The organism is Aureimonas altamirensis, assembly GCF_023702225.1.
Taxonomy (GTDB): Bacteria; Pseudomonadota; Alphaproteobacteria; order Rhizobiales; family Rhizobiaceae; genus Aureimonas; species Aureimonas altamirensis_B.
Map to the genome: position 1 here is coordinate 46917 of NZ_JAMQCO010000001.1, position 14624 is coordinate 61540.

Consider the following 14624-nt stretch of genomic DNA (forward strand, 5'->3'; position numbering starts at 1 on the left):
CTGGCTATCATCCGCCGACGCCGAAACCCGTCGCGAAGGATCGCATGGCCAAACGTCCGAAATCCCCCAAATCCGAGGCGGGCACCCCCTCGAGGATCAAGAAGAACGGACAGGTCAGGACAGGCGCCCCCGCCATCGGCGAAAGCGGGCGCAGCGTGACCTCCTTCGCCAAGGCGACGCGCAAGCGGCCGGCCTTCCTCGATTCCCGGCGCGGCGTCGCCGACATGGACGAGGCGCGCGAATGGCTCGCCGAGCGCCGGATCGAGGATGTGGAGTGCATCACCCCCGACCTGGCCGGCGTCGCACGCGGCAAGATGATGCCCGCCAAGAAATTCACCGGCAACACCTCGCTGGCGCTGCCGTCGGCCCTCTTCATGCACACGATATCGGGCGAGTATCCGGAAGAGACGGGCAGTTTCCGCTATTCGCCCAACGATGGCGACCTGAAACTGGTGCCGGACTTCTCCACCATCGCCGAAGTCCCGTGGGAGACGGACCCGACGGCGGCCATCATCTGCGACCTCGTGGACGTCAACGGCAAGGCGGTCGGTTACACGCCGCGCAACGTGCTGAAGCGCGTCGTGGAGCTTTACGAGGACAAGGGCTGGCGCCCCATCGTCGCGCCCGAGATCGAGTTCTATCTGGTTTCGCGCAACGTCGACCCGGATTATCCGCTGACGCCGCCCATAGGCCGCTCGGGCCGGCAGATCCAGAGCGGCCAGAGCTATTCCATCGGCGGCATCAATGAATTCGACGAACTGATCGACGATATCTATCACTTTTCCGACCGGCAGGGCCTGGAGATCGACACGCTGATCCACGAGGACGGCGCCGCCCAGCTGGAAATCAACCTGCGCCACGGCAACCCGATCGAGCTGGCCGACCAGGTCTTCATGTTCAAGCGCACCATCCGGGAAGCGGCGCTGAAGCACGATATCTATGCAACCTTCATGGCCAAGCCGATCCAGGGCCAGCCGGGCTCGGCCATGCACATACACCAGTCCGTCGTGGACCGCAGGACGGGCGCCAACGTCTTTTCCGATCCGGACGGGTCGCCCTCGCAGCTGTTCCACCATTTCATCGGCGGCATGCAGCGCTATGTCCCGGCCGCGCTGGTGATGATGGCGCCCTATGTCAACTCCTACCGGCGCCTGACGCACGGGATGAGCGCGCCCACCAACAATGCCTGGGGCTACGACAACCGCACCACGGCCTTCCGCGTGCCGACGTCCGAACCTGCGGCACGGCGGGTGGAGAACCGCCTCCCGTCATCCGACGCCAATCCCTATCTGGCGCTGGCCGCCTCGCTGGCATGCGGCTATCTCGGCATGACGGAGGGGATCGAGCCGGACCAGCCGACAGACCGCACCGTCAACGAGGACGGGGTCATCTCGTTGCCGCGCGGCCTTTTGGAAGCGGTCGCGGCCTTCGAGGCGGAAGACTCGTTCCAGAACGTGCTGGGCCGCGAGTTTCTGGCCACCTATGCCGGCATCAAGCGCGGCGAATTCGAAACCTTCATGCAGGTCATCAGCCCCTGGGAACGGGAGTTCCTCCTACTCAATGTCTGAGGCCGGCTACCAGTCTCCCATTTCACCGGGCCGCTCCTTCTACGAGGATTCGATCGCCGAGCGGCCACGCCACCCGCGCCTGGACGGCAACCGGCAGGCCGATGTCGTGATCGTGGGGGGCGGCTTCACGGGCCTGTCCGCTGCCGCGCATCTTGCGCAGGGCGGGGCGAGCGTCGTTCTTCTGGAGGCGGCCCGCCTGGGCGACGGGGCGTCCGGCCGAAACGGCGGGCAGTTCGGCACCGGCCAACGGCTGTGGCCCGAAGAGCTGGAGCCGCGCATCGGCCTGCAGGGCAGCCGCGCCCTGTTCGACCTCGCCGAGGATGCCAAACGCCACCTTCTGGGCTTCATGGCGCGGCATGGCATCGATGCCGATCTCGGCACGGGCCAATTGTCGGTCGTCCATCGCAAGCGACTGGCGGCGGAGTACCGGGCCCACGCCGAGCATATGGCCAGCCACTACGACTACCCCCATCTGTCCTGGCACGAGCCGGCCGACATGGCCGCGCTTCTCGGCTCGGACAGCTATCATGGCGGCCTGCGCGACGCCGCGACCTTCCACCTGAACCCCATGAAGCTCCTCGTCGGAACGGCGCGCGTTGCGCACGAGGCAGGCGCGACGCTGCACGAGCAAAGTCCGGTGACGCGGCTGGAGCCTGTCGCAGAAGGCATTCGCGCCCATACCCCCTTCGGCGTCGTGACGGCCGCGAGGGCGCTCGTCGCCACCAACGGCCATGGCGGATCGCTGGAGCCGCGCGCCGGCGCCCACATCATGCCCATCCGCTCCTACATCGCGGCGACGGCCCCGCTGGCGGAGCCGGAGCGCGTGCTTCCCGGCGGCGAAGCCGTGGACGATTCCCGCTTCGTCGTGCGCTATTTCCGCAAGAGCGCCGACAACCGGCTGCTGTTCGGAGGCCGCGAGGCCTATATGAGCGGCGAAGGCGATATAGCCGGCCCGCTGCGGCGGCTGATCGGCAGCCTGTATCCGCACCTCGAAGGCGTCGATTTCACACATGCATGGGGCGGCACGGTGGGCATAACAATGACCCGCATGCCTTTCGTGGATGCGCCCCGGCCCGGCCTGACGGTCATCGGTGGCTTTTCAGGCCACGGCGTCATGCTGTCGAACTATTTCGGGCGGCTCTATGCGGAGCTCGCGCTGGGATCGGCGGACGGGCTTGCGCCCGTGCGCGCGCTGGACGTGCCGGCCTTTCCCGGCGGTCCGCGGTTCCGCTCCGCGCTATTGTTCCTGGCCATGACATGGTTTTCGCTCCGCGACCGGTTGTGATAACCGACAGTAGAAACTCGTCTGAAGGCTGCAAATGAGCGTCGACGCAAATGCTTTCCCACGTCTCCGGTTTCGCCTGCGTGCCGAGACCCAAAGCCAGCACGAGGCGTTGGACCGGTCCTTCGCCGGGCTGCTGCCGGTGCCCGAGATTGCGGCCTACCGCCATTTCCTCCGCATGAACCATGCGGCCCATGACGGAGTGGAGGCGTGGCTGGCCGCGACGCCGCTGACGGAGTGGCTGCCGGAATGGCCGGAATGGAGCCGGCTCGCCGACCTTGAGGCGGACATGGACGTCATGGGTCTGGCGCCGGTCGCCATGCCGCCCTTCGCGCCCGGAGCCGGCGAGCTGCCGGAAGCCGTTGGCGTCGCCTATGTGCTCGAAGGCTCCCGGCTCGGGGCGGTCTTCATGCATCGCGCCTTCGAGAAAGCCGGCGCATCCGCGCGGATGCCGGGCGCAAGCTTCCGCTACCTCCGCTGTTCCGGCGAGGGCAAGCGCTTCTCCCACCTGACCGCGCGAATGGACGATCTTGCCTTTGCGCAGGAGGAGACGGAACGCAGCATAGGGGCCGCTCGTTCTACCTTCGATTATTTCATGAGGGCGCGCGACGACGCGGCCTCCTCAGCCGACAGGGTCATGGTGCCGGTTTGACATCTCAGGATAATGCGCTTTCCTTCGTAGCCGACCTGACCAATTGCGAGCGCGAGCCCATCCAGTTCCTGGGCTCGATACAGCCCATCGGCTTTCTGGTCTGCGTATCGACGGACTGGCTGGTACAGCGCATTTCCGCGAACATATCCGATTACGTCGATCGCACCGTGGACGACCTTCTGGGCGAACCGCTGGAGCTGCTGCTTCCGGCCGCAACGCTGCATACGCTGCGTGGCCGGCTGCAGGTGCTGGCCTCGCCCGACAGCGCCGAGCGCCTTTTCGGCATCGACCTGTTCCAGGACGGACGCCTGTTCGACGTAGCCCTGCACCTGTCGGCGCAATCGATCATCATCGAGGCGGAGCCCTCTGCGGGCAGCGGTTACAACCCCGGCGTCCTCATCAAGAACATGATCACGCGGATCCACCGCACGGATACGCTGGAGAACCTCTACCGGGAATGCGTCCGGCAGTTGCGCGGCGTTACCGGCTTCGACCGCGTGATGCTGTACCGCTTCTCCCCGGACAATTCAGGCCACGTCATAGCGGAATCGGCCCGAAGCGGGATCGGATCCTTCCTCGACCTGCATTACCCCTCGACCGACATTCCGGCGCAGGCGCGCAGCCTGTATGTGCGCAATCCCATCCGCATCATCGCCGATGTCGACGCGGTCGCCGTGCCGGTCGTGCCGACGCAGGACCCAATGGGGCAGTTGCTGGACCTGTCGCTTGCCGGCTCGCGCAGCGTATCGCCCATCCATCTGGAATATCTGCGCAACATGGGCGTCGGTGCGTCCCTGTCGGTCTCCGTCATCATCGACGGGAAGTTGTGGGGCCTGTTCGCCCTGCATCACTATCAGCCGCGTGTGCTCGGCATGGAGTTGCGGTCTGCCGTGGAGCTTTTCGGTCAGATCGTCTCGCTGACGATCGAAGGCCGCCTCAACAAGGAACGGCGGCTTCTGGAAGAAGCCGCGCGCGACCTGCACGACCGCTTCATAGCAAAGATCGTCGCGGCGACGCCGTCCATCGAAGCGATCGCCGATTTCGCCGAGGAACTGCGCGCCATCATTCCCAATGACGGCTTCGCCGTATGGGCGAAGGGCGAGGCGAAGCTGTTCGGGCAGACGCCGACTGCCGAAGAGGTCCAGGCCCTCGCCCGCTTTCTCAACCGCGCCGGCGCCAGCCGTATCTATGCGACCGACAATCTTTCCGCCGTCCATCCGCCCGCGGCCGACTACGTCGAACGCGCCGCCGGCGTTCTCGCCGTGCCGATTTCGCGGTCGCCGCGCGACTATCTCCTGTTCTTCAGGCGCGAGCTCGTGCAGACGGTCACCTGGGCGGGCGACCCCTCCACCAAGGAGCGGACGGTCGGGCCGCATGGCGTCAGGCTGACCCCGCGCAAAAGCTTCGAGGCCTGGAAGGAAACCGTCTACGGCCGGTCCGAAAGCTTTTCCGAGGCGACGTTCAAGGCTGCGGAATCGCTGCGGATCAGCATCCTGGAAATTTTGCTTCGCTTCAACGAGGAAAGCGAGCGCCAGCAGAGCCTGGCGACGCAGCGGCAGGAATTGCTGATCGCCGAGCTGAACCATCGGGTGCGGAACATCCTGAGCCTGATGCGCGCCATCGTGGCCCAGTCCAAGCCGGGCGCGAAGTCGATCGAGGATTTCGGCCGCATCATTTCCGGACGGGTGCAGGCGCTGGCCCGGGCGCACGACCAGCTGACCGCGGACAATTTCAAACCGGTGCTGCTCAGCAGCATCGTCCATACGGAAGTTTCGGCCTATATCGGCAACAAGGCGTCGCGCGTGGAGGTGAAGGGGCCGGCCGTGACGGTCGAGGCATCCGCGTTTTCCACGCTTGCACTCGTCTTCCACGAACTCGTGACGAACTCGGCCAAGTATGGGGCGCTCTCGGATTCGACCGGCAGCGTGCATGTGGAAACGGCGATCGACCACGACGGCAATTGCCGCATCACTTGGCGCGAGGCCGGCGGCCCCGCCGTCACCGCGCCGACGCGGCGCGGCTTCGGCACCACCATCATCGAGCGCTCGATACCGCACGACCTTGGCGGCGAAGCCCGGCTCGATTACCGTCTGTCGGGCCTCGTCGCCACTTTCCTGCTCCCGGAACGCAGTTTCCGGCCGTCGTCGCAGGTGCAGGGCGGCGACCTTCGAGCCCCTATGAAGGAGGCCGCCGCCATGATGGAAGCGCAGCAGCTTAGTCTCGACGGGCTGTCCGGCCTGATCGTCGAAGACAACATGATCATTTCGCTGGATGCCGAGCAGTTGATGCTGGACCATGGCATGAAGACTGTCTTCATCGCAGCCAGCGTCGGCGACGCCCAGGCCATCATCGACAGCGAGACCGTCGATGTCGCCCTTCTGGACGTCAATCTCGGCATGGAAACGTCGTTTGCGCTGGTTCCGCGGTTGAACGACCGCAAGATCCCCTACGTCTTCGTCACGGGTTACGGCGAAAAGGTGGAACTGCCGGCCGAGGCCGGATCGGCCCAGGCGATCCGCAAGCCTTTCGCCTCGGACGACCTTCTGGCCGCGCTGACCGTCGCGCTTGGGCGCTCGGCCCCCCGGGGATAAGGCCGCGTCAGACCAGCCCGCGTGAGCGGCAGAACTCCACCCGATCGAACATCGTATCGGTCTGCATGACGGAAAAATGTGGGCTACCATCCGGCGCGCGCGTCAGATGCCCGACGAAAAGCATCATCCGCGCATCGCCGCCGCTCTGGTGCATGGACTGGGCCAGTCCGCAGAGTTCGACGACACCGGCCGTGCGCGTACGGGCCTGCACCCGCACGACGCGTCCGCTTGCCGGGTCCGAAAGCTGCGGGGCCACCGCCTTCAGGATCTGGTCCAGCTCGGCCTCGTCCGGCATGTAGGGCTGTCCGTGCGGCGCCTTCTCGGCCTTGCGCGGAAACGGCGTGAGCCGTGAATAATCATAGGTCTGGAGAGCGGTCGCGGCCGTGGAAAAACCCGGAGCCTCGCCCGTGCCGCTGCAGCCCGACAGGGGCAGAACCGCAAGGCATAGGCCCGCATACAGGCCCGGCAAGACAACCGACTTCACGTCCCCGAATCCCCCGTCCATCACGATCGACGGCAAACTCTACCGCTTTAAGCCGCGTGGCTGGAGTCGCGAGACGGTCACATTCTCTGTCGTGTGGTGTTATTCGGTGAGGTGGCGTCGAAATGCACTCGCCTGTACCGCAATGCCCGCAGCCTGCCGAGATGGAAAGGCAGGAGCCGCAACTGCGTGCGCAGCCGCCGCAGCATGAAAGGCAGGTTGGCAAGGGTCGGCGCCGGGCGCCTTCGTTCGGCCTGCACGGACGACGCGCCGGCGGCAGGGCCCGGCGCGACACCCTCCCGCGCCGCGAGCACATGCTGCTGGATGGCCATGGCGGGCTCGCACACGAAGGCGAAAAGGCCGGCTTCGGCATGCAGGAAGGCATCCGCCGGCGCGGCACGGCTTGCCGCCAGCGCCAGCAGCCGCCGCGCACCCGCCGGCCACACGATATAGGCGGCCGAGCCAGCCTTGTCGCGCGCCAACGGCACGGCCGCCACATCGTCGATCAGCGGCCGCGCACCCGCCCTGCGGACGAAGCGGCGCTTGCCGAAATCCTCCAGGTTCAGGAATTCCATGCCGCCCACCGCCTCGCTGGCGCGCAGGACCTGCGGAATACGTGGCGACAGCACGGCATCGTCCTCCAGCACCAGCAGGGGCATGCCGGCGTCGGCTGCCCTTTGCCACGCCGCGCGGTGCGACAGGAAACAGGCCAGTTCCGCCCGCGACAAAGGGCGCTCCCAGCTACGCCCCAGCGTGGCGCACGTCGCATCGTCGATGGACCCTGCCTCCACCGCCGGCAGCCTCCGCAACGACAGGCCCAGAGCCGTGGCCTGCGTTTCCATGAAGGCGCGCCGCTCCACCGCGCGGTCGAGATTGATGTAGACGGCGTCCATCACCTGTCTCTCCAGAAGGCCGGCGACAACAGGATAAGCACGGTAACGATCTCCAGCCGCCCGACCAGCATCAGGAAGGAGAGAACCCAGAGCGCGGGATCGTCGACGGCGGAGAAATTACCCGCCGGTCCGATGACCTCGCCGAACCCTGGCCCCGTATTGGCCACCGCCGTCAGGGCGCCCGAGAATGCCGTGACGAAATCCAGCCCCAAAGTGGCCAGCATGGCGGTACCGAGCATCAGCAGCATGAAGAACAGCGATACGAAGATGGTGACGCTCTGGATGCCGTCCGCCGAAATGTCCTTGTGCCCGTATTTCAGGGACTGGACCGAGCGCGGGCGCAGCAGCCGGCCGAAGCCGGCCTGCACTACGTTCCAAAGGATGAGGATCCGGTTGACCTTGATGCCGCCCGAGGTCGAGCCAGCGCAACCGCCGATGAACATGGCCACGAAGAAGACGCCGACGGCGGCATGCGACCAGCGTGTGAAATCCTCCGATATGAAGCCGGTGGTCGTGATGATCGAAACGAAGTTGAAGGCGGAGCTGACCAGCGCCTCGCCCAGGCCGACCTCGTTGTGCACCATGCGCATCGCCACCAGGATAGCGGTCGCGACGACGCAGATGCCCAGGAACAAAGGCACCTGCGGATCGCTCCAGCGCTGGAACTGCCGCGGCAGGAAGAAGCGGATATACAGGACGAAGGGAAGGGCGCCGAGCGTCATGAAGACGGTGGCGACGGCCAGGATTCCGTCATTGTCGAAATAGCCGAGACTGGCGTCCTTGGTGGAGAAGCCGCCTGTCGCAACCGTGGACATGGCGTGGTTGACGGCATCGAAATCGTCCATGCCGAACGAGCCGTAGCTGACGGCGCAGGCAACGGTGAGCACGAGGTAGACCGAGACGATGCCGCTGGCCAGTTGCTGCACGCGGGGCAGCATCTTGTCCGACCGGTCGGAACTTTCGAGATGGAACAAGGACAGGCCGCCGACGCGCAGCGACGGGAGAATCAACAGAACCATGCCGACGATGCCGATGCCGCCGAGCCAGTTGAGGAGCGAGCGCCACAGCAGGATGCCGCGCGGCATGTCGTCGAGGCCGTTGATGACGGTGGCGCCGGTGGTGGTCAGCCCCGATACCGATTCGAAGACGGCGTCCGATACGGTCAGCCCGATGGACGCCATGTAGAGCGGCACCGCCGCCACCGCGCAGCTGACCAGCCAGACCCCCGTCACCAGCACGAAGCCGAGGCGCGGCGATGGCTGCACGCGCGGCCCGCGCGTCGCCACGGCGACGAGGGTGCAGAGCGCGGCGATCAGCAGCGAAGAGCCGACGAAGACGAGATAATCGTCGTTGCCGTCCGCGAAGTCGACCAGCGCGGGCAGCAGCATCGCCCCGGCCAGGGCCAGGCCGAAGATCGACGAGACATGGGATACGATCCTGAAAATACCACGCGCCCCGAGCAGACTTCGTCTTCGCCGTTCTAACGGCTTACGGCTTGTCGGGAAAGACGAGAAACCCCTGCCCGCGCGATGCGGCCCTGCGCGGGCAGGCCTTTCAGCCTGCCCGCAACTGTTCGCTCGTCGCGCCGGCCTGTTGCTCGGTCAGCCGGCGATAGATGCCGCCGCGCCGCTTGAGCAGTTCGGCGTGGGTGCCGTCCTCCACGATCCGCCCCCTGTCGAAGACGAGGATGCGGTCCAGCGTGCGCACCGTCGAAAGGCGGTGCGCGATGACCAGGGAGGTGCGCCCGGCCATCAGACGCTCCATCGCCTTCTGGATCAGCAGCTCCGATTCCGAATCCAGCGCCGAAGTCGCCTCGTCGAGGATCAGGATCGGGCAATCGGCCAGGAAGGCGCGCGCCAGGGCGACGCGCTGGCGCTCGCCCCCCGACAACTTCACGCCGCGTTCGCCGACGAGGGTTTCGTACCCTTGCGGCAATCGCATGATGAAGTCGTGCGCGGAGGCCAGACGTGCCGCATGCTCGATCTCGCCTTGCGTGGCGCCCGGCCGTCCGTAGGCGATGTTCTCCGACAGCGTGCGGTGGAACAGGATGGATTCCTGCGGCACGATGGCCACGTTCCGGCGCAGGGACTGCTGCGTGACATGCGCCACGTCCTGACCGTCGATCCGGATGGCTCCGCCGCTGACGTCGTACAGACGCTGGATCAGCTTGACGAAGGTCGTCTTGCCGGAGCCGGAATGGCCCACCAGCCCGACGCTCTGTCCGGCCGGGATGACGACATCCAGACCTTCGTACAAGGGCGTTGCGTGGCTGCCGTAGCGGAAGTCCACCCGGTCGAAGGCAATCGCACCCTCCGTCACGCGCAAGGGGCCGGCATCCGCCGCGTCGACGATCTGCGGCGCCTCGTCATGGAGGTCCACCAGCTCTTCCATCTCGTTCACGGAGCGCTGCAGGTTGTTCACATGCATGCCGATGTCGCGCAGATAGCCCTGCAGCACGAAATAGGTGGTCAGCACATAGGTGACGTCGCCGGGCGTCGCCTGCCCGGTGTGCCAGAGATACAGGGCCAGCCCGGCCAGGCCGATACGCGTGATCCAGAGGAGCACGGTCTGCAGCGATCCGGCCCAGGTGTGGCGCATCCACGTGACGGCGGTTCGCCGCTTCCACTCCTGCGTCGCGTCGGCAAGCCGAAGCTCTTCCCGCGCTTCCGCGCCGAACGCCTTGACGACGGCGTTGCAGGCAAGCGCGTCGGCCAGCACGCCGCCGATCCGCGTATCCATGCGGTTGGAAAGGCGCGCCGCAGGTGCGATCCAGCGCACCGAAAGGACGACCGTGACGAGGATGTAGGCAATGGCGCCGGCGCCCATGGCAAGGCCCATCACCGGCCATTGCCATCCGAGGATCGCGACGGCGCCCACCAGCACCACGAGCGAGGGCCAGAGCGCAAGCAGAAGCACGTCGTGCATGATGTCGAGAGACCACATGCCACGGGTGATCTGCCGTACGGTGGAACCGGAGAAACTGTTGGCGTGCCAATCGGCGGAGAAGCGCTGCACCTGCGCGAAACCACCGCGCGAGACGCGTTCCATGATGCGCAACGTCATCGGCACGACCGCCGCCCATGCGATGTGCCGCAGCACGACATAGGCGAGGCCGAGAACGGCCATGGCGGCAAGCGCGTGCAAGGCGGTCTTGAGCCCGCCGCCTGCGTCCGAAGAGGCGATCGCGTCGACCAGCCTTCCCGCGAAGACGGGCATGGCGATGTCGGCCAGCGTGGCCAGCGTGATCGTGCCAAGGATCGTGGCGACCAGACGCCACTCGCTGCGCCAGTTGGAAAAGGTGAAGGACAGGACGCGGCGATAGGCGCTGCGCCCGCTCTTGGATAGCTGGGTCATGGTTCGATGCGGCGCGAGGGCCGCCCTTCATCGCGGACTAATCGGACGTCCGGCAGTGATGGAGAAGTGCTCTGCTTGAGGCGAAGCGGTGGGCCGGCCGGGATGGGCGGCGGACGAGCGGAAGGCGGTGGCTACGCCTGGATCGTCGAGGGACGTGCGAAATCCGGATTGTTCATTCAGCCGCCCCCTTTCCGTCTGCTTCGATGAGAGAGGCGCCATAAAGCCATCGAAACCCCGGCCGGTCAAGCCGAGCGTCGGGCTCCGTCGCGGGGTGCAATGGCCTGTGGCTTTCTCGCCACCCCTTGTTGTATCGCCCCGGCACGTCCTCTATTGAAAGATTACGCGCCGCGAGCCACTTGCGGGACACCGAGGCATCAATACGGAATCAGCGTCATGACCGTCGAGCGTCACGCCGAAGTTCTCATCGTCGGCTCCGGGCCGGCCGGCTACACCGCCGCCATCTATGCGGCGCGCGCCATGCTGAAGCCGCTGATGGTCGCCGGGCTGCAGGAAGGTGGGCAGCTCACCATCACCTCCGACGTCGAGAACTATCCGGGGTTCGCGGACCCGATCCAGGGCCCGTGGCTGATGGAACAGATGAAGGCGCAGGCGCTTGCCATGGGTACGGAGATGGCAGCCGACCTGATCGTCGACGCAGACCTGTCCACGCGGCCGTTCCGCCTGCGCGGCGACGGCGGCGTCGTCTATACGGCCGACGCGCTCATCATAGCCACCGGCGCGCAGGCGCGCTGGCTGGGCCTCGACACCGAAGCCGAGTTCCAGGGCTTCGGCGTTTCGGCATGCGCCACCTGCGACGGTTTCTTCTATCGCGGCAAGGATGTCGTCGTGGTGGGCGGCGGCAATACGGCGGTCGAGGAAGCGCTCTACCTTTCCCACATCGCACGCAGCGTTACGGTGGTTCATCGGCGCGACACCTTCCGGGCGGAGCGGATCATGCAGGATCGGCTCCTGGCACGCGACAACGTCTCCGTTGTCTGGAACGCCGAAATCGCCGACGTGGTCGGCATAAAGCATCCCATGAAGCAAGTTACCGGCGTCCGGCTGCGCGACGTCGTCACCGGCGAGATCACCGAACGGGCGGCCGACGGCGTCTTCATCGCCATCGGCCATGCGCCGGCAACCGAGCTCTTCTCCGGCCAATTGCGCACGAAGCCGGGCGGCTATCTCTGGGTAGAGCCGGGCACCACGCAGACATCGGTCGAGGGCGTCTATGCGGCCGGCGACGTCGCCGACGACACCTACCGCCAGGCGGTGACGGCGGCCGGGCTCGGCTGCATGGCCGCCCTGGAGGCGGAGCGCTGGCTGGCGGCGCGCGCCGATGCGCCTTCCGCGCGGCAGGCGGCGGAATAAAGGGCTCCGGCAAGAGTTAAAGGAAGCGGGACGGATCGATGGCGCTCGACTGGGACAAGCTGCGCATATTCCACGCAGCGGCGGAAGCCGGCTCCTTCACCCATGCCGCCAACGCGCTGAACCTGAGCCAGTCGGCGATCAGCCGGCAGGTCGCGGCGCTCGAACAGGAGATCGGCGCCCCCCTCTTCCACCGCCATGCGCGCGGGCTGGTGCTTTCCGAGCAGGGCGAAATCCTGTTCCGCACCGCAACGGATGTGCTCAAGCAGCTCGAAACCGTACGCATGCAGCTCACCGAAACGCGGGAGAAACCCAGCGGTCGGCTGCGCGTCACCACCACGGTAGGCCTCGGCTCCGGCTGGCTTACCCACCGCGCGCAGGAGTTCCTCGAACTTTATCCCGAGCTCGAACTGCAACTCGTGTTCGACAACGAGGAGATCGACCTGACCATGCGCAAGGCGGATTGCGCCATCCGCCTGCGCCAGCCGCAGCAGCCGGACCTGATCCAGCGCCGCCTGTTCACCGTGCATCTGCACGTCTATGCCGCGCCCAGCTACCTTCAGCGCTACGGCAGACCCGAGACGATCGCCGACCTGGACCGCCACCGCCTGATCACCTTCGGCGAGCCCGCCCCGCCCTATCTGCGCAATCTGAACACGCTTGAAACGGTTGGTCTGCCGGAAGGCATGAGCCGCCCGGCAGTGCTGCAGATCAATAATCTGATGGCGATCAAGTCCGCCATCGAGCGCGGTATCGGACTGGCCCTGCTGCCCGACTACATGATCGACAAGGATTCCCGGCTGGTTCAGGTGCTGCCCGAGATGGAGATGCCGGCCTTCGACACCTATCTTTGCTATCCCGAGCAGATGCGGGAGGCCGCCAAGCTGAAGGTGTTCCGCGACTTCCTCATCGCCAAGGCCCGCACCTGGGCCTTCTAGGGCGGTTACCGGACACGCCATGCAAATGTGCATGGCTGGCATGTGCAATCGGCTCTGGTGATCCGGACGTGACCCGCTATTTTCATTATCAGTCGCGGCCGGGGAATACCTCCTCCCATTCCTCCGCCCGACCGTTTCCTCCCAAGGGTTTGCCATATGCAGCCCTTTTGATTTAGCCGGGTTTTCGAACCCGGCTTTTTTTTCCCTGTCGCCGCTTTCCTCACGAAAAAGCCCGCGCCGAACGACGCGGGCTATCGGTCCTTCATGCCGCGCTGCGCTACCGCAGGCTGGAGCAAAAGCGCTGGATGCGCTTGCACGCTTCTTCCAGCAGAGCTTCCGAGGTCGCATAGGAGATACGGAAATTGGGGCCGAGGCCGAAGGCCGAGCCATGCACGACGGCGACGCCTTCCTGCTCCAGCAGCGCGGTGACGAAATCCTCGTCCGTATCGATACGCTTGCCGCCTTCCGTCGATTTGCCGATCAGCCCGGCGCAGGACGGGTAGACGTAGAATGCACCCTCCGGCGTCGGGCACTGGATGCCGGTCGCCTGATTGAGCATCGAGACGACGAGATCGCGCCGGCCCTGGAAGATCGTCCGGTTGCTGGCGATGAAGTCCTGCGGCCCCGTGAGCGCCTCGACGGCCGCCCATTGCGCGATGGAACAGGCTCCGGACGTCTGCTGGCCCTGGATCATGTCCATGGCCTTGATCAGGTTCAACGGGCCACCGGCATAGCCGATGCGCCATCCCGTCATGGCATAGGCCTTGGACACGCCGTTGATCGTCAAGGTACGGTCGTAGAGGCGGGGCTCCACCTGCGCCGGCGTGGCGAAGGTGAAGTCGCCGTAGACGAGATGCTCATACATGTCGTCGGTCATGACCCAGACGTGCTCATGGCGCAGCAGCACGTCCGTGAGCGCCTTCACCTCGTCGTGCGTATAGGCGCCGCCCGACGGGTTCGAAGGCGAATTGAACAGGAACCACTTGGTCCTGGGCGTGATCGCCTTTTCCAGCGCGTCCGGCGTAAGCTTGAACCCGCTCTCCAGCCCGGTCTCCACGAAGACAGGCGTGCCGCCGCACAGAAGCACCATCTCCGGATAGCTGACCCAGTAGGGCGCCGGAATGACGACCTCGTCGCCGGGGTTCAGCGTGGCCATGAAGGCGTTGAAAAGCACCTGCTTGCCGCCGGTGGACACGATGGTCTGGGCAGGCGTGTAGTCCAGACCGTTCTCGCGCTTGAACTTCTGCGAAATCGCCTCGCGCAATTGCGGGATGCCGGCGATGGGGGTGTACTTGGTCTCGCCGCGGTTGATCGCATCGATCGCCGCCGCCTTGATGTTGTCCGGCGTATCGAAATCCGGCTCGCCCGCGCCGAGGCCGATGACGTCGACCCCCTTCGCTTTCAGTTCCCGCGCCTTCTGCGAAACGGCGATGGTGGCGGAAGGCTTCACGCGGTCGAGCGCGGCGGCAAGGAAGGCCATGATCCTGGTACTCCGGC

11 protein-coding genes are annotated in these 14624 nt (G+C 65.9%); 6 read left to right on the forward strand and 5 right to left on the reverse strand.

The window, feature by feature from the left end; translation table 11 throughout:
• Nucleotides 1–44 precede the first annotated feature (44 nt).
• Genes NDN16_RS00220 through NDN16_RS00235 form a run of 4 tightly spaced genes read left to right on the forward strand, consistent with a single transcriptional unit; the run spans nt 45 to nt 6093 of the window.
• Nucleotides 45–1568: a glutamine synthetase family protein gene (locus NDN16_RS00220; protein ID WP_251111614.1), complete on the forward strand. Its 1524-nt coding sequence runs from the start codon at nt 45–47 to the stop codon at nt 1566–1568.
• Nucleotides 1561–2853 (forward strand): NAD(P)/FAD-dependent oxidoreductase, encoded by a 1293-nt coding sequence (locus tag NDN16_RS00225; RefSeq protein WP_251111615.1) that lies wholly within the window; start codon nt 1561–1563, stop codon nt 2851–2853. The genes NDN16_RS00220 and NDN16_RS00225 overlap by 8 nt, the downstream gene beginning before the upstream one ends.
• 34 nt (nt 2854–2887) lie before the next feature.
• Nucleotides 2888–3502 carry a biliverdin-producing heme oxygenase gene (locus NDN16_RS00230; protein WP_251111616.1) on the forward strand — a complete coding sequence of 205 codons (615 nt, stop codon included), beginning with the start codon at nt 2888–2890 and terminating at the stop codon, nt 3500–3502.
• Nucleotides 3499–6093 carry an HWE histidine kinase domain-containing protein gene (locus tag NDN16_RS00235; protein ID WP_251111617.1) on the forward strand — a complete coding sequence of 865 codons (2595 nt, stop codon included), beginning with the start codon at nt 3499–3501 and terminating at the stop codon, nt 6091–6093. The genes NDN16_RS00230 and NDN16_RS00235 overlap by 4 nt, the downstream gene beginning before the upstream one ends.
• Before the next feature lie 7 nt (nt 6094–6100).
• On the opposite strand, the gene NDN16_RS00240 is transcribed toward NDN16_RS00235, so the two are convergent.
• The 4 genes from NDN16_RS00240 to NDN16_RS00255 all read right to left on the reverse strand — a co-directional run bounded on the left by NDN16_RS00240 (nt 6101) and on the right by NDN16_RS00255 (nt 10821).
• Nucleotides 6101–6577 (reverse strand): hypothetical protein, encoded by a 477-nt coding sequence (locus NDN16_RS00240; protein WP_251111618.1) that lies wholly within the window; start codon nt 6575–6577, stop codon nt 6101–6103.
• Nucleotides 6578–6654: 77 nt separating this feature from the next.
• Nucleotides 6655–7467 (reverse strand): glycosyltransferase family 25 protein, encoded by an 813-nt coding sequence (locus tag NDN16_RS00245; protein ID WP_251111619.1) that lies wholly within the window; start codon nt 7465–7467, stop codon nt 6655–6657.
• Nucleotides 7467–8867 (reverse strand): TrkH family potassium uptake protein, encoded by a 1401-nt coding sequence (locus NDN16_RS00250; RefSeq protein ID WP_251112063.1) that lies wholly within the window; start codon nt 8865–8867, stop codon nt 7467–7469. Before NDN16_RS00250 ends, NDN16_RS00245 begins: the two co-directional genes overlap by 1 nt.
• Before the next feature lie 154 nt (nt 8868–9021).
• Nucleotides 9022–10821, reverse strand: a complete 1800-nt coding sequence (locus NDN16_RS00255; RefSeq protein ID WP_251111620.1) for an ABC transporter ATP-binding protein — start codon at nt 10819–10821, stop codon at nt 9022–9024.
• Between the two features lie 393 nt (nt 10822–11214).
• On the opposite strand from NDN16_RS00255, the gene trxB reads away from it, so the two are divergent.
• Both trxB and NDN16_RS00265 read left to right on the forward strand, forming a co-directional pair.
• Nucleotides 11215–12192: a thioredoxin-disulfide reductase gene (gene trxB, locus NDN16_RS00260; RefSeq protein ID WP_251111621.1), complete on the forward strand. Its 978-nt coding sequence runs from the start codon at nt 11215–11217 to the stop codon at nt 12190–12192.
• 38 nt (nt 12193–12230) lie between these two features.
• The gene (locus NDN16_RS00265; RefSeq protein ID WP_251111622.1) at nt 12231–13127 is read left to right on the forward strand and encodes a LysR family transcriptional regulator; all 897 of its coding nucleotides are present in this window, start codon (nt 12231–12233) and stop codon (nt 13125–13127) included.
• Between the two features lie 277 nt (nt 13128–13404).
• On the opposite strand, the gene NDN16_RS00270 is transcribed toward NDN16_RS00265, so the two are convergent.
• Nucleotides 13405–14607: a pyridoxal phosphate-dependent aminotransferase gene (locus NDN16_RS00270; protein ID WP_251111623.1), complete on the reverse strand. Its 1203-nt coding sequence runs from the start codon at nt 14605–14607 to the stop codon at nt 13405–13407.
• Nucleotides 14608–14624 lie beyond the last annotated feature (17 nt).

What these genes read in the sequence shown, in the direction of transcription:
- NDN16_RS00220 (WP_251111614.1), top strand. Translation starts at nt 45, where the DNA reads ATGGCCAAACGTCCGAAATCCCCCAAATCCGAGGCGGGCACCCCCTCG.
- NDN16_RS00225 (WP_251111615.1), top strand. Translation starts at nt 1,561, where the DNA reads ATGTCTGAGGCCGGCTACCAGTCTCCCATTTCACCGGGCCGCTCCTTC.
- NDN16_RS00230 (WP_251111616.1), top strand. Translation starts at nt 2,888, where the DNA reads ATGAGCGTCGACGCAAATGCTTTCCCACGTCTCCGGTTTCGCCTGCGT.
- NDN16_RS00245 (WP_251111619.1), bottom strand. Translation starts at nt 7,467, where the DNA reads ATGGACGCCGTCTACATCAATCTCGACCGCGCGGTGGAGCGGCGCGCC.
- NDN16_RS00255 (WP_251111620.1), bottom strand. Translation starts at nt 10,821, where the DNA reads ATGACCCAGCTATCCAAGAGCGGGCGCAGCGCCTATCGCCGCGTCCTG.
- trxB (WP_251111621.1), top strand. Translation starts at nt 11,215, where the DNA reads ATGACCGTCGAGCGTCACGCCGAAGTTCTCATCGTCGGCTCCGGGCCG.
- NDN16_RS00265 (WP_251111622.1), top strand. Translation starts at nt 12,231, where the DNA reads ATGGCGCTCGACTGGGACAAGCTGCGCATATTCCACGCAGCGGCGGAA.
- NDN16_RS00270 (WP_251111623.1), bottom strand. Translation starts at nt 14,607, where the DNA reads ATGGCCTTCCTTGCCGCCGCGCTCGACCGCGTGAAGCCTTCCGCCACC.